Raw genomic sequence first — 18,058 nt, forward strand, 5'->3', positions numbered from 1 at the left:
CGTCACGACGCCGACCCCACATGGTTGGCGTGCACCTCGTCGGCGGGGCGCTCTTCGGTGACGTCCTTGGCCCAGCGGTAGTCCGGCTTACCGGCCGGCGTGCGGTGAATGTCGTCGACCCACCAGATCTTGCGCGGCACCTTGTATCCCGCGATCTCCCGGCGGATGAACGTGTCGAGCTCGGCCAGCGTCGGGTTGGTGCCAGGGCGGCGGTGCACGACGGCTGCGACGCACTGGCCGTAGCGCTCGTCGGGCACGCCGACCACGAGCGCGTCGAACACGTCGGGATGACCCTTGAGCGCGGCCTCGACCTCTTCGGGGTAGATCTTCTCGCCGCCGCTGTTGATCGACTGCGAGCCTCGCCCGAGCATCGTGACGGTGCCGTCGGCCTCGACCTCGGCGTAGTCACCCGGGATGGCGTAGCGAATCCCGTTGAACGTCTTGAACGTTTCCGCCGTCTTCTTCTCGTCCTTGTAGTACCCGACCGGGATGTTGCCCTTCTTCGCGATCAACCCGCGCACACCCGATCCCGGCTTGACCTCGTTGCCGTCCTCATCGAGGACGACGGTGCGGTGGTCGATCGTGACCCGCGGCCCGCCGGTGTGCGACTGCCCCTTGGCCACGATGCTGGTGCCGCCGAAGCCGGTCTCCGAGGATCCGATCGAATCGGTGATCACCCGGTTGGGCAGCAGTTCGAGGAACTTCTCCTTGATGCTGGTGGAGAACAGTGCGGCTGTGCTCGCGAGCAGGAACAACGCCGACAGGTCGGGCTCCCGACCGGCGTCGTGCAGTTTGGTCAGCGCGTCGAGCAGCGGGCGGGCCATCGCATCGCCGGTGAAGAACAGCAGGTTCACCTTGTGCTTCTCGATGGTCTGCCAGACCTCGTCGGCGTCGAATTCCGGTGCCAGCACCGTGGTTTGACCGGAGAACAACGACATCCAGGTCGCCGATTGGGTGGCGCCGTGGATCATCGGCGGAATCGGGTAGCGGATCATCGGCGGGTTCTCTGCGGCCGCCTTCGCCAGGTCGTACTCGTCCTTGACGAACTCGCCGGTGGCGAAGTCGGTGCCGCCGAACAACACCCGGTAGATGTCCTCATGACGCCACATCACGCCCTTGGGGAAACCGGTGGTGCCGCCGGTGTAGAGCAGATAGATGTCGTCCTCGCTGCGCGGACCGAAATCACGCTCGGGCGAACTCTGTCCGAGAGCGGAGTAGAACTCGACGCCGCCGTAACGCTCGAAGTCGTCATCGCTGCCGTCCTCCACCACCAGGACGGTCTTCACGGCAGGCGTCTCGGGAAGCACGTTCGCGACGCGGTCGGCGTAGCGGCGCTCGTGTACCAGCGCGACCATGTCGGAGTTCTCGAACAGGTACTTCAGCTCGCCCTCGACGTAGCGGAAGTTGACGTTGACCAGGATGGCGCCGGCCTTGACGATGCCCAGCATCGCAACGACGATCTCGTTGCGGTTGCGGCAGTACAGGCCGACCTTGTCGTCCTTCTTGACGCCCTGGTCGATGAGGTAGTGGGCCAACCGGTTGGCCTGCTCCTCCAACTGGGCGTACGTCAACTGGTCGTCGCCGCAGATGAGGGCGACACGGTCTGGCACGGCGTCGATGGCGTGCTCGGCGAGATCGGCAATGTTCAGGGCCACGAGACCTAAACTAGAACGTGTTACATTTCCAGACAAGTCTGTGGCATCGACGCTGGAAGGCGAACCCTCGTGAGTGATCCCCAGAAGGGCCCCGACGCCCTCATTGAGCAGCGCGGACACACCCTGATCCTGACGCTGAACCGGCCCGAGGCACGCAATGCGCTCTCGACCGAGATGCTCTCGATCATGGTGGACGCCTGGGACCGCGTCGACAACGATCCCGAGATCCGCACCTGCATCCTGACCGGCGCCGGCGGCTACTTCTGCGCGGGTATGGACCTCAAGGCGGCCACGGCCAAGCCGCCCGGCGACTCGTTCTCCGACGGCAGCTACGACCCGTCGCGCATCGACGCGCTGCTGAAGGGCCGCCGACTGACCAAACCGCTGATCGCCGCCGTCGAGGGCCCGGCCATCGCGGGCGGCACCGAGATCCTGCAGGGCACCGACATCCGCATCGCGGGCGAGAGCGCCAAGTTCGGCATCTCCGAGGCGAAGTGGAGCCTGTATCCGATGGGCGGATCGGCGGTGCGCCTGGTGCGCCAGATTCCGTACACCATCGCGTGTGATCTGCTGTTGACGGGCAGGCACATCACCGCCGCCGAGGCCAAGGAGTACGGGCTGATCGGCTATGTGGTGCCCGACGGCTCCGCGCTGGACAAGGCGCTGGAGATCGCCGAGGTGATCAACAACAACGGGCCGCTGGCCGTGCAGGCGATCCTGAAAACCATCCGCGAGACCGAGGGCATGCACGAGAACGAGGCGTTCAAGCCCGACACCGCCAACGGCATCCCGGTGTTCTTGAGCGAGGACGCCAAGGAGGGCCCGCGGGCGTTCAAGGAGAAGCGCGCCCCGAACTTCCAGATGAAGTAGGACCGCAGCGCCCCCCGCGCCCTCGCTCGTTCGTGAAACCTGCGACGGTTTCGGTCGGATTTCCGTCGCTCGTTTCACAATCGGCGCAATGGGATTAGAGCACCTTCGCCGTCGGCGTGAACGCCACCGGCATCTTCTCCAGACCACTCACGAAATTGGCGGGCCGCAAGGGCAACTCGTCGCCGGAGGCCAGTCTCAGATCGGGCAGTCGCTGCAGCAGTTTGGTCTGCATGACCGACAGCTCGAGTCGCGCGAGCTGGTTGCCCAGGCAGAAGTGCGTGCCGAAGCCGAACGCCAAGTGGTTGTTCGGATAGCGCTCGATATCGAAAGACTCGGGACGCTCGAAAACCGCCTCGTCGAAGTTGGCCGACTCGAACAGCAGGATCATTTTCTCGCCCTCTTTGAGGGCCGTTCCGTGGAACTCGGTGTCAGCGGTGACGGTCCGCGCCATGTTCTTCACCGGCGCCGTCCAGCGCAGCATCTCCTCGATCGCGTTGGGCAGCAACGACAGATCGCCCGCGAGGCGCCGATGCTGCTCGGGGTGCAACAGCAACTGCCGCGTGCCACCGGACAGGGTGTGCCGCGTGGTCTCGTCACCGCCGATCAACAGCAGCAGCACCTCGGTGACGATCTGATGGTCCTCGAGCTTGCTGCCCTCGACCTCGGCGTGCACCAACACGCTGACCAGATCGTCGGTCGGGGTCTCCTTGCGGGCCGCGATCATGCCCATCATGTATTCGCTGTAGGCCGCGAAGGCGTCCATGGTGACCTGGAATTCCTCCGGGTCCGCGGTGCTGCTGAGGGCACCCACCAGGTCGTCGGACCACTTGAGGAACATCTCGCGCTCCTCGGGACGGACCCCGAGCATGTCGCCGATGACGGCCATCGGCAGCGGCGCGGCGATGTCCCAGACGAAGTCGCATTCGCCGCGCTCGCACACGTTGTCGATCAGCGTGTCGCACAGGTTCTCGATCGAGCCCTCCAGGTCTTTCACTCGCTTACGCGTGAACCCGGAGTTGACGAGCTTGCGGCGCAGCAGATGCTGCGGGTCGTCCATCTCGATCATCATCTCGACGCCCGGTTGGTCGGGTCGGATGCCACCGGCGTTGGAGAACAGTTCCGGGTTGCGCTCGGCCTCGATCACGGCGGCATACGTTGCGGCCGCTGCCAATCCGTTGCGGTCACGGAACACCGGTTCGTTCTCGCGCATCCACTTGTAGACCGACCGCGAGTCGCCGGCGTAGAAGGCGCCGTCGGTCAGGTCGACATCGGGTTTGGTCTGCGGCGCCGTAACGGTCACGATCGAAGCTCCTCTGCATCCGCGAACGACATCTCCACGTTCCCAGCCGAACCGGAGAACAAAGCGCGTTTGGGGAAGCCTAGCGAGGCCAGTTCCTTCGCATAGGGATGTTCGCCGAGCCGGACCCTGGCTCCGCCCGGCCGGTAGCGCACGTCGCTCAGCTTCATCTCGCCGACGGTCCGGCGCACCACACCGTCGCGACAGGAGTACGTGGGGTGGGCCTGCGGCTTGGCGGTGAACTTGCCCGGAACCGGTAGGCCGGGACGGAAATCCATGCCGACCGCGAACTGGCCGTCGATGGTGACGTCGAACGAGTACGTGTGCCCGTCACGAATCGTGAACTCCGACATCACCTTCGGATAACCCCAAATCTTTGTTCCCGCCTCCAGCGTGAACGCCTGATCGACCGGCAGGTGGTGAATGAACGCACCCGCGGACTGCAGAGCCCGCGGACCCGTCGCATCCGAACCCGGCGGGTTCACCATCACGTTGGTGCCGTACTCGTAGTACTGGCCGAGGTCGCCATCCTCGTAGCGCATCAGCATCAGCACCGCGATCGCTCGGCCCGGCAGGAACCGGCAGACCTTCAGACCGCTGTAGTCGATCAATTGTTGAGCGGCGTCGGCGTCCACCGAAAACATCGCCATGTGCTGATGCGCCTTGCGGATTTTCACCGGCATGGTGAGCACCGTGCCTGCGATGGTGTGCTGGGTCATCGCGTCAATCTAGAACGCCGGGTAGACAACTAGCAAGGAAGTGTCTACTCGAGGTCTACACAAGCGCGGCGAGATCCCGAATCTGCTCGGGCGAACGCGCGCCGACGACCATCATCGTCACGCCCGCCGCCTCCCACGCCTTGATCTGTTCCTGCACATAACCGAGGTCGCCGACGATCGCCGAGTCGTCGACCAACTCGTCGGGGATGATCTTGGCCGCTCGCTCTTTGCCGTCATTTTGTCCGCTGCGGAACAGCTTGGTCACGTCCTCGACGACCTCCGCATAACCCATCCGGCGGTAGACGTCGGCGTGGAAGTTGGTGTCCTCGGCGCCCATCCCGCCCATGTAAAGCGCCAGATGCGGCTTCATCAGTTCCATGATCTCGGCGCGGTCATCGGTGACGACCACCTGCGCCGTCGCGCAGATCTCGAAGTCCTCGCGGCTGCGGCGCGCGCCGGGGCGGGCGAAGCCCTCGTCGAGCCACTCGTTGTACATGTCGGCGATGCGCGGTGAGTAAAAGATCGGCAGCCAGCCATCGCAGATCTCCGCGGCCAGTGCGACGTTCTTCGGCCCTTCGGCGCCCAGCATCACCGGAATGTCGGCACGCAGCGGATGGGTGATCGGTTTGAGGTTCTTGCCAAGACCCGTCGTGCCCTCACCGCTCAACGGCAGCGGATAGTGCGGGCCGTCGCTGCGCACTGGCGCTTCGCGAGCCCACACCTGACGCAGGATGTCGACGTACTCACGGGTGCGCGCCAACGGCTTCGGGAAGCGCTGGCCGTACCAACCCTCGACGACCTGCGGTCCAGACACCCCGAGCCCCAGGATGTGCCGTCCGCCCGAGAGGTGGTCGAGCGTCAGCGCCGCCATCGCGCACGCGGTCGGAGTGCGCGCCGACAACTGGATGACCGACGTGCCCAACCGCATGCGCTTGGTCTCGCGGCCCCACCACGCCAGCGGTGTGTAGGCGTCCGAGCCCCAGGCTTCGGCGGTGAACACCGTGTCGAAGCCGGCCTCCTCGGCGGCGGCGACCAGTTCGGCGTGGTTCTCAGGCGGTTGCGCGCCCCAATACCCCAATTGCAGTCCGAGCTTCATTTGCAGACCTCATAACGGTGTCTTGAAACCATTGTTAGAACCTGTTCTACTCGATGCCGTGACCACCAGCCAAAGCAGCCCGGTGCAGATCGATCCGCATGAGCGGCCGCTTTCCGCGCCGCTGAAGCTCTCATTCGACTACACCCGTTCAGTCGGACCACTCCTGTCCCAGTTCTTCACCGCCCTGCGCGAGCGACGCATCGTCGGAGTGCGCGGTTCGGATGGGCGGGTGCACGTGCCGCCTGCCGAGTTCGATCCCGTGACCTACGAGCGATTGACGGAAATCGTACCGGTGGCCGGTGTCGGGACCGTGGTTTCGTGGACCTGGCAGCCGGCCCCGCTCCAGGGTCAGCCTCTCGACCGGCCGTTCGCGTGGGCCCTGATCAAACTGGACGGCGCCGACACCCCGTTGCTGCACGCGGTCGATGCCGAGTCGTCCGACGCGATCAGCACCGGCGCGCGGGTGCACGCGCACTGGGTCGACCAACCCGTCGGCGCCATCACCGACATCGCGTACTTCGCCCTCGGCGACGAGGCGGAACCGGAGGGTCAGCCCGACGACCGCGACCCGGTGACGGTGCAGGTGTCGCCGTCGTCGATCGAGATCCAGCACACCGCATCGTTGCCCGAAAGCACATTCCTGCGGGCGCTCGAGGAGGGCAAGCTGCTCGGGGCGCGCTCGAAGCACGGCCGTGACGGCAAGCCAGGCAAGGTGTACTTCCCACCCAGAGAGGCCGACCCCGCCACCGGTCTCGCGCTCGACGAGTTCCTCGAACTCTCGGACAAGGGCACCGTCACCACGTTCGCCGTGATCAACATCCCGTTCGCCGGGCAGCGCATCAAACCGCCCTACGTCGCCGCCTACGTGCTGCTCGACGGCGCCGACATTCCCTTCCTGCACTTGGTGACCGAGATCGAGGCGTCGGAGGTCCGGATGGGCATGCGCGTGGAAGCGGTCTGGAAACCGCGCGAGGAGTGGGGCCTGGGCATCGACAACATCGACCACTTCCGGCCGACGGGTGAGCCCGACGCCGACTACGACTCCTACAAGCACCACCTGTAAAGGGGCTTTCATTTCATGACTTCGGACAACGGGGTAGCGGTCGTCGGCTTCGCGCACGCACCACATGTACGGCGCACCGACGGGACCACCAACGGCGTCGAAATGCTGATGCCGTGCTTCCATCAGCTCTACGACGAGCTCGGCCTGAAGCAGACCGATATCGGGTTCTGGTGCTCGGGTTCGTCGGATTATCTTGCGGGCCGGGCTTTCTCATTCATCTCCGCGATCGACTCGATCGGTGCGGTGCCGCCGATCAACGAGTCGCACGTCGAGATGGACGCGGCGTGGGCGCTCTATGAGGCCTACATCAAGATCCTCACCGGTGAGGTGGACACCGCGCTGGTGTACGGCTTCGGCAAGTCCAGCGCGGGTGTGCTGCGCCGGGTGCTGGCGCTGCAGACCGACCCGTACAGCGTGGCCCCGCTGTGGCCGGACGCGGTGTCGATGGCCGGCCTGCAGGCGCGGTTCGGACTGGACGCCGGCAAGTGGACCGCCGAGCAGATGGCGCAGGTGGCGCTGGACGCGATGACGGCCGCCGGCCGCACCGACAGCGAGAAGCCGGCCAAATCGATCGATGAACTCCTGGAACGTCCGTACTTCGCGGATCCGTTGCGCCGCCACGACATCGCGCCGATCACCGACGGCGCGTCGGCGATCGTGCTCGCCGCCGGTGACCGGGCACGTGAGCTCCGTGAGAACCCCGCGTGGATCACCGGGATCGAACATCGCATCGAGACGCCAATACTGGGCGCCCGTGATCTGACCACCTCGCCGTCGACGGCAGCGTCCGCACAGGCAGCCACCGGCGGTGACGCGGGATCCATCGAAGTGGCCGAGATCTACGCGCCGTTCAGCCACCAGCACCTGATCCTCACCGAGGCGATCGGCTTGGGCGGCAAGACGAAGGTCAACCCGTCGGGTGGAGCGTTGTCCGCCAACCCGATGTTCTCCGCGGGCCTCGAGCGCATCGGGTTCGCCGCACAACACATCTTCACCGGCTCCGCGCAGCGGGTGTTGGCGCATGCCACGAGCGGGCCTGCGCTGCAACAGAATCTGGTCGCGGTCCTGGAAGGACGGTCATGAGCAAGCAACTGGCTGCGGTACTGGGCACCGGACAGACGAAATACGTCGCCAAGCGCCAGGACGTGTCGATGAACGGCCTGGTGCGCGAAGCCATCGACAAGGCGCTGGCCGACGCGGGCGCGACGATGGACGACATCGACGCGGTGGTGGTCGGCAAGGCGCCGGACTTCTTCGAGGGCGTGATGATGCCCGAACTGTTCATGGCCGATGCCGTCGGTGCGACGAACAAGCCGTTGATCCGCGTGCACACCGCCGGTTCGGTGGGCGGTTCGACCGCGGTGGTGGCCGCCAGCCTCGTGCAGTCCGGCAAATACCGGCGCGTGCTGGCGATGGCGTGGGAGAAGCAGTCCGAGTCGAACGCCATGTGGGCGTTGAGCATTCCGGTGCCGTTCACCAAACCCGTCGGCGCGGGCGCAGGCGGTTACTTCGCCCCACACGTGCGCGCCTACATCCGCCGCTCCGGCGCACCTAACCACATCGGTGCGATGGTCGCGGTCAAGGACCGGCTCAACGGCGCCAAGAACCCGTTGGCCCATCTGCATCAGCCCGACATCACGCTGGAGAAGGTGATGTCATCGCAGATGCTGTGGGACCCCATCCGATTCGACGAGACGTGCCCGTCCTCCGACGGCGCCTGCGCACTGGTGATCGGCAATGAGGAGATTGCCGACCAGCGTCTGGCCGACGGCAACCCGGTCGCCTGGATCCACGCGACCGCGCTTCGCACCGAACCACTGGCGTACTCGGGTCGCGATCAGGTCAATCCGCAAGCGGGCCGCGACGCGGCCAAGGCGTTGTGGGAATCCGCGGGCATCACGAGCCCGATCGACGAGATCGACGTCGCCGAGATCTATGTGCCTTTCTCCTGGTTCGAGCCGATGTGGCTCGAGAACCTCGGCTTCGCAGCGGAGGGAGAGGGCTGGAAGCTGACCGAGGCCGGGGAGACCGCGATCGGCGGACGCATCCCGCTCAACGCCTCTGGCGGTGTGCTGTCCTCCAATCCCATTGGCGCGTCGGGCATGATCCGGTTCGCCGAGGCGGCGATCCAGGTGATGGGCAAGGCCGGTGAGCACCAGGTCGAGGGCGCCCGCAAGGCGCTCGGTCACGCCTACGGCGGCGGATCGCAGTACTACTCGATGTGGGTGGTTTCCAGCGACAAGCCGGCAGCGTGACCGTGACCCGGATGCAGTACACGTGCGCGGTGCCGATGTGCCCGATCGATCAGCTCGTCGACATCGCCAGGACCGCCGAGGAGGTTGGCTTCACCTCGATCGCGTTGCCGGACTCCATCTTCTACATGGAGAAGCAATCAGCCGACTATCCGTACACCCCGGACGGCTCGCGGATGTGGGACGAGAACACCCCGTGGGTGGACCCGCTGATCGCCGCCGGTGCGATGGGTGCGGTGACGTCGACGCTGCGCTTCTACACCAACGTGATGAAGTTGGGCTCACGCAACCCGCTGCTACTCGCCCGCCAGGTCGGGTCGGTGGCCAACCTGACGAACAACCGGTTCGGGTTCGGTGTTGGGATCGGTTGGGCACCTGAGGAGTTCGAGTGGTGCGGCCAGCCGTACGCCAAGCGCGGCAAGCGGGTCGACGAGATGATCGAGGTCATCAAACTCGTGCTGGCCGGCGGCATGGTCGAGTTCCACGGCGAGTTCTACGACTTCGACAAGCTGCAGATGAGCCCGGCGCCCACCGCAGCGGTCCCGTTCTACGTCGGCGGCCACACCGACGTCGCGCTCAAGCGCGCGGCGCGTGTCGGCGACGGGTGGACCAGCGCGATGATGACCGGTGAGCAGCTGGCCGAGACGATCGCCAAGCTCAAGGCGCTGCTTGCCGAATACGGCCGCGCCGACGCACCGTTCGAGTTTCAAGCGGTGTGCATCGACAAGTTCGGCGTCGACGGCCACCGTGAACTCGCCGAATCCGGCGTCACCGACAACATCGTGATGCCCTGGGTGTTCGAAGGATTGGGCTTCGACGCACCGCTCAAGGACAAACAGGATTCGATGAAGCGCTTCGCCGACACCTACATCCACTCGGGCTGGCAGCAGTGACCGTCACCAACCCCGACGCACCGGTCCACCTGGCGGGCAAGCGATCCCGCGAGGCGGCGATCGCCCACGACAAGCAGGCATGGCTGGACAACTTCGCCGAGGACGCCGTTGTCGAGGACCCGATCGGACCGTCGCATTTCGACCCGGAGGGCCAAGGCCACCGCGGCAAGGAAGCCATCGCCGCGTTCTACGATAAGGCGATCGCGCCCAGCGAGTTGCGTTTCGACTTTGTCGAGACGTTCCAGTGCGGCAACGAGGAAGCCAACGTCGGGCGCATCGTGATCCAGTCCGCGGGCTACGAGGTGACGGCCGAGGGCGTGTTCACCTACCGCGTCGACGACGAGGGCAAACTGGTCGCGCTGCGCGCCTATTGGGAGCTGGACCGCGCCACCGCCAGCGCGCGCAAGCTCTAACGGAAGATCCGGTCGGCGGCTGCGGTGGCCAGACCGAGCGTGAAGCGCTTGGCCCTCATCGTGGTTTCGTCGAGCAGCTTCCTCGGACGTGACGGGGAGACCGTCCGGACGTCGACGGCGTCGCCCACCCGAACCATGCCGGGCCGCGGGACCGTGCAGTAGACACCGAGGCACCGCTGGGCGCGGCCGGCCACGGCGCGGGTGATCCTGCGGTCCACCTCGAGTCCCGGCTGCGCTCGGCTGGGCACGACGCAGCGAACGGTCTGCGAGATGACGTCGAGGCCCACATCACCGATCCTGGCTTCGGCGCCCACCCAGCTCGATTCGGGGAGGTCCCCTTCCGGGTCGTCGAGCGTTATCAGCACATTGGGCCGGAACCGCCGCACGTCGACGTCGTCACCGATCTCGTCAGCGATGGCAGCCACGCTGGTGGCGGTCAGGATGTGCACCGGAGCGAGATCGACGAACATGCCGGGCGGCGTCGAATAGCGGCCGAGCTTCAACAGCTCGCCCATTGGGAACTTCGCCAGGTCGGGAAGCTTCTCGCCCTCGTTGACCCCGAAGTCGGCGCGTAACTGGGCCGAGGCCACGGCGTCCTTCCGGTTGTGCAGCCGCATGCGGTGCAGGCTCGTGTCCTCGGCGGGCGGCAGCGCGGTGAGCCGGACGTCGCGGTCCACCAGTTCGGAGAGCTTGGTGTGCACCGCGGGGTCGCGGCTCGACAGAACAGTGCCGTCGGGGAAGGTGATCTCCACCTCGGGCACGTTTCCGGGGCCCGCGTCCGGTGGCAGCGGGTCGGCGTAGCGAGCCGTTGCGGTCAGCAGCAGCGGAATGCGTCGCGCCGAAGCCGTGATGTCGCGTTCGAGGTCACGAACCGCCCACAGCCGGTCGCCGAGCACTCCGCGCGGACCGATATGGGTCTCGTCCACCTTGACCCCGCCCAGCGACTTGACCGGGTGGCGCCACAGTTGGGCAACTTGGCCGATGGTCATGGCGCCACCGTACCGCCCGCAGTACGCGTAACCAGCGTCGATGGTCAGGTCGGTACGTTGAGTTATTGATCTCTGTCCCGACTCTCGAGCACGAAGTCCGATCGCATTGCCTGAGAACCGCCGTCTTACCCGTCTGAAGTCGATGTCTGCGGCCGCCACGGCGGCGCTGATCTGCGCTGCCGCCGTCGGCTGCGACCCGGCTGCCACAGGTCCGGACACGGGCACCCCGACCTCGACCACGTCGCCAGCCGACTCTCCGGCGCCTGACGCCCCCACGACCAGCGGCACCGACAAGCCGGACACGACCGTCGACTACAGCCGCCTTTTGCTACAGGCGTCCGATCTCAGCGACGACGAGGACACCTTCACCGTCCAGTCGACGAACCCGGCCCCCGGCGGTCTGCCCGGCGCGAGCGCCCTTTTCGTCAACCAGGACGACACGCGTGCGATCGCCAACACGGTCGTGATCTACCCGGATGCCGAAACCGCGACCCGAACACTGCGCGAGGCCATACCCCAGCTCAACCAGGTGGTCGCCGACGCGACACCGCGACCGGCTCCGGTGGGCGCAGACGGCATCATCGCCGTCGGCGAGTCGGTCGACCGCAGCAAGGCAGTAACGATGCTGCTGTTCACGCGGGGTCCGGCGCTGGTGCGACTGGAATTTCAGAGCGCACTCGGCGACGCCACCACCGACGAATTCGTGATCAACGTCGGCAGGATGCAGGACATCGCACTGCGCACCGGCCTGCCGGAGCCGCGGTAGTCACTCCTCGACGGCGTGCAGACCCGTCGAGTACCGGCGAGCCAACTCCTGGTACGCACCGGGATTGGTGTTCACCCACATCTCCGCGCCGGTTCCTGCGATCGGGCCGCGCACCTTCGCGGGCGCCCCTGTCACCAGCACCTCGTCGGGGATCTTCGTGCCGCCGACGACGAGCGAGTGGGCCGCGATCATGGTGCGCGCGCCGACGACCGCGCCGTCGAGCACCGTGCAGTGATTGGCGAGCACCGCCTCCGCGCCGATGTGCGCACCGTGCACGACGCACGCGTGTGCGACCGTGGCGCCGGGTCCGATGTCCACAGGGATGCCGGGCGGGGCGTGCAGGATGCAGCAGTCCTGCACGTTGGCGCCCTCGCGGACCACGATCGGAGCGAAGTCGGCCCGCAGGACCGCGTTGAACCAGACCGAGGCGCCCGCCTCGACGTGCACGTCACCGACCAGCGTGGCCGTCGGCGCGATGAACGCGTCCGGATCGATCGTCGGTGCGCGCCCCTCGAAGGAGTACAACGGCATCGTTTGGTTATACCCCTAGTTGAGTGGCAATGAGCGCTTCATGAGGGGGCGGATTACCTGCATAGATTGCGTGTGGAGCGGGAAAAACTGTAACGTGTTCTAGTTAGAGACACAGAACCGGGAGGCCCACCGTGACTACCAACAGCGCGGGAATTCGTGAGATCGACACCGGCGCCCTGCCCGACCGGTACGCCCGGGGTTGGCACTGCCTCGGCCCGGTGAAGAACTACCTGGACGGCAAGCCGCACGGCATCGAGATCTTCGGCACCATGCTGGTGGTCTTCGCCGATTCGCACGGCGATGTGAAGGTGCTCGACGGCTACTGCCGCCACATGGGCGGAAACCTCTCCCAGGGCACAATCAAGGGCGACGAGGTGGCCTGCCCGTTCCACGACTGGCGCTGGGGCGGGGACGGCAAATGCAAGCTGGTGCCCTACGCCAAGCGCACACCGCGGCTGGCCCGCACTCGGGCTTGGGAGACCGACGTTCGCGGCGGGCTCCTGTTCGTCTGGCACGACCACGAGGGCAATCCGCCCCAGCCTGAGGTCCGGATCCCCGACATCCCGGAGGTCGAAAGCGACGAGTGGACCGACTGGAAGTGGAACTCGATCCTGATCGAGAACGCCAACTGCCGGGAGATCATCGACAACGTCACCGACATGGCGCACTTCTTCTACATCCACTACGGCTTGCCGACGTACTTCAAGAACGTCTTCGAGGGCCATATCGCGTCGCAGTACCTGCACAACGTGGGCCGGCCTGACATCAACGACATGGGCACCACCTACGGTGAGGCGCACCTCGACTCGGAAGCGTCGTATTTCGGCCCGTCGTTCATGATCAACTGGCTGCACAACAACTACGGCGGATACAAGGCCGAGTCGATCCTGATCAACTGCCACTACCCCGTCACGCAGAACTCCTTCATGTTGCAGTGGGGCGTCATCGTCGAGAAGCCCAAGGGCCTGGACGAGAAGATGACCGAGAAGCTGGCCAATACGTTCACCGAGGGTGTCAGCAAGGGCTTCCTTCAGGACGTGGAGATCTGGAAGCACAAGACGCGCATCGACAATCCGCTCCTCGTCGAGGAGGACGGTGCGGTGTACCAGATGCGTCGGTGGTATCAGCAGTTCTACGTCGACGTCGCCGACGTCACCCCGGACATGACCGACCGCTTCGAGATCGAGGTCGACACCACGGCGGCCAACGAGAAGTGGCATGTCGAGGTCGAGGAGAACCTCAAGCGTCAGGCCGAAGAGAAGGACGAGAAGGAAAGAGCCGAGCAGACCTCGTCATGAGTCCGCGCGACGAAGTTCCTGATGTCGACCGGCTGGCCCGGGCGATGCTGATGCTGCATGGCGCGCACGACGACGACCACGGCCACGGTCACGGCGGTTCGGCACCCGGAATCACCTCGAAGGCGCCCTCTTTCGGCGCCGAACGGGCGGCGGCGCTGCGAGAAGCCACCCAACGGGACCGCGAACGCTATCTGCGGTCGGGCCTGGTGTCGGTCGACTGCCGCTTCTGCCACGTCTCGGTGGACGTCAAAAAGCTGGGGCCGGCTCACACGTCGGTGCAGTGGAACACCGAGGCATCGCGACGGTGTGCGTACTTCACCGAGATCCGCGAATCGGGCGCCGACCCCGCCCGCGCCAAGGCCTGTCCCCGGTTGGCCGACAGCATCAAACACGCTGTGGCCGAAGGGTGCCTGGAGGAGATCTCGTCGGCCCCCTCCCCTGGCGACGGCTAGCTTTCCTCAACACGCGCAGTCGTAAAGTGCTCTGATATGCGCTGCGTTGCGGTCACATTCTGCCTGTTCGCGCTGACCGCTGCGGGCTGCACGCGGGTGGTTGACAGCCCCCAGCCGACGGTCGAACCGCCGGTCGCCCCGATCACCGCCGGACAGGTCGGCGACCTGCTGAGCCCCGACGTCACCAAGGGCGACGGAAACCTGTTCGTATCCGTCGACCCCGATGGCTGCGCGGGCGTGGCGCGTGAGGTGGATCCACCGTTCATCGTCGCTCATGATCCCGCGGCGTACGACGGCGGGCACTGGATGACGGTCAACGGCGGTCTGGACGTGTACGTCGAGGAGATGGTCGGCGTCTACCGCGCCGATTTCGACGCCAAAGGTGCACTCGCACAGGCGAAGCACACAATCGACTCGTGCCAGGGCATGACCTTTCGGGTCACCAGCATGGCCGAACGCGAATATCTCTTCGAACTTCTGCCGCCAGTCGATTCCGGCTTACCCGAGATTCTCCTGTGGTCGTTCAAGGGTGACGACTGGGCTTGTGACAGCGCGCTGGTCGCCGCGTACAACGCCGCGATCGAGATCTCGACATGCGGTCCCGCCAATGGCTACGACGTGCGGTCCCTGGCCGAGGACGCGCTCGAGCGGATCGAGAAGTTGGCCAACACCGCCGCTTGAACCGGGCACGAAGTCACAGCCCCTTGAAGCGCTCCTTGACCTCGTCGTCGGTCAGGCCGTAATCGGCCAGGGAGTAGGTGTGCTTGGGTGCCCGTGGGCCCTTCTTGCTCTCTTCGTGAGTCGCGGTCGCCGCGTCACGCGCGGCGTCGGTGAACTCGATTCCGAACGCACGGTAGATGTCGGCCACGGCGCCGACGGGATCCTTGATCAGCTCGAAGTAGTCGAGATCGTAGAACTGGGCCGGATCGTGTTTGGCCCGTTCGGCGTTGAACAGTTCCAGTCCCCGCGACCAGGTCTCCAGCGAATCGCGTCCGATCGTCTCCCCGACGAACGTGTTCGACCAGCCCTCGGTGGTGTGCTGGGCCAGCGAGCACATCGACGCCATGATCGTCTCCGGCGGCCGGTGACACTGGATGACCAGCGCGTCCGGATACGTCTTGAACAGCGCGTCGAGCGCGAACAGGTGGCTCGGGTTCTTCAGGACCCACCGCTTCTCGGGTTCGTTGAGACCGATCAACTGAAGGTTCTTGCGGTGCCGCCGATAGGGCTTCGTCCAGTCCTGTTTGGCCAGCCACTGCGAATACGTCGGGATGTGGGCGAGCGTCTCGTAGGACACCGAATGCAGCGACTGGCGGAGCAACTGCCAGCATTCCTCGACCTCGTCGGCGGTCATGTAATGCAGGCCGGTGTAGTCCGGGTTCTCGGCGTGGGCCTTGCTGAACTGGGCGTCGAGTTGGGCGAAAACCGGGTTGTCGGACCAGGTTTCGCGAGGTGGCCGAGGTTGGGGAAATTCTGCGAGCCACAACTCCAGCCCTTGGTGGCGGGGGTCGGCGGCCAGCAGCCGATGAATCGCGGTGGTGCCGGTGCGGGGCAGGCCCGTCACGAAGATCGGCTTCTCGATCGAGACGTCGACGTGCTGCGGGTGCTGCTTCCACGCCGCTTCTGACACCAAGCGGGCGACCAGCGCGTTGCGTACGAAGAACCGTTGCATCTTGCTGCCGAATTCGGTGAGATCCGCGTCCCGGCGGTAGGACTCGAGCAGCACCCCGAGGGCCTCGCGGTAGTTGTCGTCGTCGCTGCCGAAGTCGTCGAGGCCGCAGGCCTTGGTCGCCGAAGCGTGCAGATCCTCGACCGTACCGACGTCCGTGCGCGTCACGCCTTGTACTCCCCGCAGTTGACATCCAGCGCCTGGCCGGTGATTCCACTCGACAGGTCGCTGGCCATGAACAGGATCGCCGAGGCCACCTCGTCCTCGGTGGGCAGCCGTTTGAGATCGGATGCGGCCGCGGTCGCCTTGTAGATCTCGTCGACGGTGGTGCCGTACTTGCCGGCCTGATGGTTGAAGTAGCTTTCCAACGTCCCGCCCCAGATATAGCCCGGCAGAATGGAATTCACCCGGATACCCTGCTCGCCGAGTTCGGTGGCCAACGACTGTGACATCGCCAGCAGCGCCGACTTGGCCATCTTGTAGGCGCCGTACTTGGCCTGCGAGTGACGCACCACCATGGAGTTCACGTTGACGACGGATCCGGTGGATGCCGCCAGCGCAGGGGTGAACCCCTGAATCAGCCGCAGCGCACCGAAGACGGTCAACTCGATCGCGTCACGCATGTGCTCGAAAGTGGTGTTGGCCAACGGCTTCATCGACGGCACCCGAAACGCGTTGTTGATGAGCACGTCGACCTTGCCGTACGCCTTCATCGTCTCGTCGACGAGGTTGTTCACCTGCGCGTCGTCGGTGATGTCGGTGCCCACCGACAGCGCCCGCCTACCCAGATCGGTGACCTGCTTGGCGACGTCCTCCAGGCGTTCGACCGTGCGGGCGGCCAGCACGAGGTCCGCGCCTTCCTGGGCGCATCGGCGCGCGAGCGTCGTGCCCAGTGCGGGTCCGACGCCGCTGATGACGACGACTTTTCCATCGAGCATCCCGACCATGGTCAGCCCACCATCCTGTTCTGAATCTGCTGTTGTCGCAACGCGATCCTGGTACGCCAGTCGTCGTCGGAGATCTTGTTGCTGTCGTAGTACGGCAGCGCGTCGGCGACCCTGTCGACGTCGAGGACCTCGACCGTCGGACCGTCCGCCTCGGTCAGCGCACGTGACAGGCGCTGCCAGCGGAACTGCAGATACCCCCGGCGGTGGCCGAGCGTCTCGCACCAGTTGGTGACGCCGGGGTTGGCGTCGGATACGACGATGCGAATCTTGTCGTCCGGATCGGCTTGTGCCTGAGTGCCGTTCAGCGATGTCTGGTGGTTGATGTAGTCGAGCGAGATGTACCACAGGCTGCCGAGCTGGAACCCGAGATACGGTGCGTCGCTGACCGGCAGTGTGATGACCATGGCCTGATCCGGCGCCAGGTCGAAGTGACCGACCGACGAGTACTGCGTGGCCAGGCCGCCCGGTGTGAGCCGGGGCGCCACCATCGTGTTGACCGGCAGGTTGTTGTAGAACCAGTGCGGAAACTGCAGCCAGGTCTTGACCCGCTGGACCAGTTGCTTGCCTGCAACGGCGTAGCGCTTCTCGATGGTCGCCTTGGTCAGCGGTGGCGGGGCGGTTCCGGCGGTGTCGGTGCGCGCGATGCTGACGTAGCCGCGCTGTGCTGACCAGTCGTTGTAGACCTCGCGGATGACCAACTGCGACGGACTGGTGGGGGTGACGCGCCATTCGAACGTCCCGTCCTCGGCGATGTCGAGTTCGCGGTCGTCGAAGGCGGCTTGGCTGGGCGGAACGTTGTCGTCGGTGTACTCGCCGCCGAGCAGCTGGAAGGCAAGGTCGGTCGTGGTGCCCCGCTTACCCGTGACGACGTATTCGTGACCGGCCTGCACCCGGGTGCCGAAGTACAGCGCGTCGGGATTGTCGAGGCCCATCTTGGTGAACGGCCCCGTCCCGGACTGCATGAACGGATGGTCGCGGTCGTAGTCGAACGCCAGGTGAGTGCAGGCGGCTACACACCCGGCCAGGTACTGCAGACCTTCGAGTAAGTCGGCTTCGGATTCGATGAACGGCGCGGTGGACACGAGGTGCTCGGCTTCGGCGATCGCATCGATCAGCGGCTGTGAGTACACACTGCGAAACTAGAACGC

General features: G+C 65.6%; 19 protein-coding genes. 10 read left to right on the plus strand and 9 right to left on the minus strand.

Annotation, left to right across the window (positions count from 1 at the left end; all coding sequences use genetic code 11):
- Positions 1-2 precede the first annotated feature (2 nt).
- Positions 3-1,655 (minus strand): acyl-CoA synthetase, encoded by a 1,653-nt coding sequence (locus tag CEX87_RS15675; protein WP_064425077.1) that lies wholly within the window; start codon positions 1,653-1,655, stop codon positions 3-5.
- Between the two features lie 69 nt (positions 1,656-1,724).
- Between CEX87_RS15675 and CEX87_RS15680 the strand changes: the two genes are divergently transcribed.
- Positions 1,725-2,525 carry a crotonase/enoyl-CoA hydratase family protein gene (locus CEX87_RS15680; protein ID WP_064399186.1) on the plus strand — a complete coding sequence of 267 codons (801 nt, stop codon included), beginning with the start codon at positions 1,725-1,727 and terminating at the stop codon, positions 2,523-2,525.
- A gap of 94 nt (positions 2,526-2,619) precedes the next feature.
- Here the strand turns inward: CEX87_RS15680 and CEX87_RS15685 are convergent, their stop codons facing one another.
- The 3 genes from CEX87_RS15685 to CEX87_RS15695 are packed head-to-tail and all read right to left on the minus strand — an operon-like array spanning position 2,620 to position 5,637.
- Positions 2,620-3,825: a cytochrome P450 gene (locus CEX87_RS15685; RefSeq protein ID WP_064399187.1), complete on the minus strand. Its 1,206-nt coding sequence runs from the start codon at positions 3,823-3,825 to the stop codon at positions 2,620-2,622.
- A complete protein-coding gene (locus CEX87_RS15690) occupies positions 3,822-4,541 on the minus strand; it encodes an acetoacetate decarboxylase family protein (RefSeq protein ID WP_064419346.1) in 720 nt (239 codons plus the stop codon). Before CEX87_RS15690 ends, CEX87_RS15685 begins: the two co-directional genes overlap by 4 nt.
- A 55-nt stretch (positions 4,542-4,596) precedes the next feature.
- Positions 4,597-5,637, minus strand: a complete 1,041-nt coding sequence (locus CEX87_RS15695) for an LLM class F420-dependent oxidoreductase (RefSeq protein WP_064425076.1) — start codon at positions 5,635-5,637, stop codon at positions 4,597-4,599.
- 58 nt (positions 5,638-5,695) lie between these two features.
- Here CEX87_RS15695 and CEX87_RS15700 point away from each other — a divergent pair, with 58 nt between their 5' ends.
- From CEX87_RS15700 to CEX87_RS15720, 5 genes are read left to right on the plus strand one after another with little or no spacing between them, the layout of a single operon-like run.
- Positions 5,696-6,700 carry a Zn-ribbon domain-containing OB-fold protein gene (locus tag CEX87_RS15700; RefSeq protein WP_064419344.1) on the plus strand — a complete coding sequence of 335 codons (1,005 nt, stop codon included), beginning with the start codon at positions 5,696-5,698 and terminating at the stop codon, positions 6,698-6,700.
- 15 nt (positions 6,701-6,715) lie between these two features.
- Positions 6,716-7,783, plus strand: coding sequence for a thiolase domain-containing protein (locus CEX87_RS15705; RefSeq protein WP_064399191.1), 1,068 nt, complete (start codon positions 6,716-6,718; stop codon positions 7,781-7,783).
- Complete coding sequence (locus tag CEX87_RS15710; protein ID WP_064399192.1) at positions 7,780-8,955, plus strand: thiolase domain-containing protein; 1,176 nt, start codon at positions 7,780-7,782, stop codon at positions 8,953-8,955. Before CEX87_RS15705 ends, CEX87_RS15710 begins: the two co-directional genes overlap by 4 nt.
- A gap of 11 nt (positions 8,956-8,966) precedes the next feature.
- Complete coding sequence (locus tag CEX87_RS15715) at positions 8,967-9,845, plus strand: TIGR03619 family F420-dependent LLM class oxidoreductase (RefSeq protein WP_064399363.1); 879 nt, start codon at positions 8,967-8,969, stop codon at positions 9,843-9,845.
- Positions 9,842-10,258: a nuclear transport factor 2 family protein gene (locus CEX87_RS15720; protein ID WP_064425075.1), complete on the plus strand. Its 417-nt coding sequence runs from the start codon at positions 9,842-9,844 to the stop codon at positions 10,256-10,258. The genes CEX87_RS15715 and CEX87_RS15720 overlap by 4 nt, the downstream gene beginning before the upstream one ends.
- Here CEX87_RS15720 and CEX87_RS15725 read toward each other — a convergent pair.
- Positions 10,255-11,247 carry an MOSC domain-containing protein gene (locus tag CEX87_RS15725; protein ID WP_197506047.1) on the minus strand — a complete coding sequence of 331 codons (993 nt, stop codon included), beginning with the start codon at positions 11,245-11,247 and terminating at the stop codon, positions 10,255-10,257. The genes CEX87_RS15720 and CEX87_RS15725 overlap by 4 nt on opposite strands.
- 142 nt (positions 11,248-11,389) lie before the next feature.
- On the opposite strand from CEX87_RS15725, the gene CEX87_RS15730 reads away from it, so the two are divergent.
- Positions 11,390-12,013 (plus strand): hypothetical protein, encoded by a 624-nt coding sequence (locus tag CEX87_RS15730; protein WP_066841072.1) that lies wholly within the window; start codon positions 11,390-11,392, stop codon positions 12,011-12,013.
- Here CEX87_RS15730 and CEX87_RS15735 read toward each other — a convergent pair whose 3' ends face one another.
- Entirely contained in the window at positions 12,014-12,544 is a 531-nt protein-coding gene (locus CEX87_RS15735; protein ID WP_066841074.1) for a gamma carbonic anhydrase family protein, read from the minus strand.
- Positions 12,545-12,675: 131 nt separating this feature from the next.
- Here CEX87_RS15735 and CEX87_RS15740 point away from each other — a divergent pair, with 131 nt between their 5' ends.
- From CEX87_RS15740 to CEX87_RS15750, 3 genes are read left to right on the plus strand one after another with little or no spacing between them, the layout of a single operon-like run.
- The gene (locus tag CEX87_RS15740) at positions 12,676-13,842 is read left to right on the plus strand and encodes a Rieske 2Fe-2S domain-containing protein (RefSeq protein WP_064399196.1); all 1,167 of its coding nucleotides are present in this window, start codon (positions 12,676-12,678) and stop codon (positions 13,840-13,842) included.
- The gene (locus CEX87_RS15745; protein WP_068198974.1) at positions 13,839-14,294 is read left to right on the plus strand and encodes a hypothetical protein; all 456 of its coding nucleotides are present in this window, start codon (positions 13,839-13,841) and stop codon (positions 14,292-14,294) included. Before CEX87_RS15740 ends, CEX87_RS15745 begins: the two co-directional genes overlap by 4 nt.
- Positions 14,295-14,330: 36 nt before the next feature.
- Positions 14,331-14,975, plus strand: coding sequence for a sensor domain-containing protein (locus tag CEX87_RS15750; RefSeq protein WP_068198977.1), 645 nt, complete (start codon positions 14,331-14,333; stop codon positions 14,973-14,975).
- 13 nt (positions 14,976-14,988) lie between these two features.
- Here CEX87_RS15750 and CEX87_RS15755 read toward each other — a convergent pair whose 3' ends face one another.
- From CEX87_RS15755 to CEX87_RS15765, 3 genes are read right to left on the minus strand one after another with little or no spacing between them, the layout of a single operon-like run.
- The gene (locus CEX87_RS15755; protein ID WP_068198978.1) at positions 14,989-16,131 is read right to left on the minus strand and encodes a sulfotransferase family protein; all 1,143 of its coding nucleotides are present in this window, start codon (positions 16,129-16,131) and stop codon (positions 14,989-14,991) included.
- Positions 16,128-16,910: an SDR family oxidoreductase gene (locus CEX87_RS15760; RefSeq protein WP_064399200.1), complete on the minus strand. Its 783-nt coding sequence runs from the start codon at positions 16,908-16,910 to the stop codon at positions 16,128-16,130. Before CEX87_RS15760 ends, CEX87_RS15755 begins: the two co-directional genes overlap by 4 nt.
- 2 nt (positions 16,911-16,912) lie before the next feature.
- On the minus strand, positions 16,913-18,040 hold the full coding sequence (locus tag CEX87_RS15765) for a hypothetical protein (RefSeq protein WP_064399201.1): 1,128 nt from the start codon (positions 18,038-18,040) through the stop codon (positions 16,913-16,915).
- Between the last annotated feature and the right edge of the window lie 18 nt (positions 18,041-18,058).

The organism is Mycobacterium lehmannii (assembly GCF_002245535.1).
Classification (GTDB): Bacteria; Actinomycetota; Actinomycetes; order Mycobacteriales; family Mycobacteriaceae; genus Mycobacterium; species Mycobacterium lehmannii.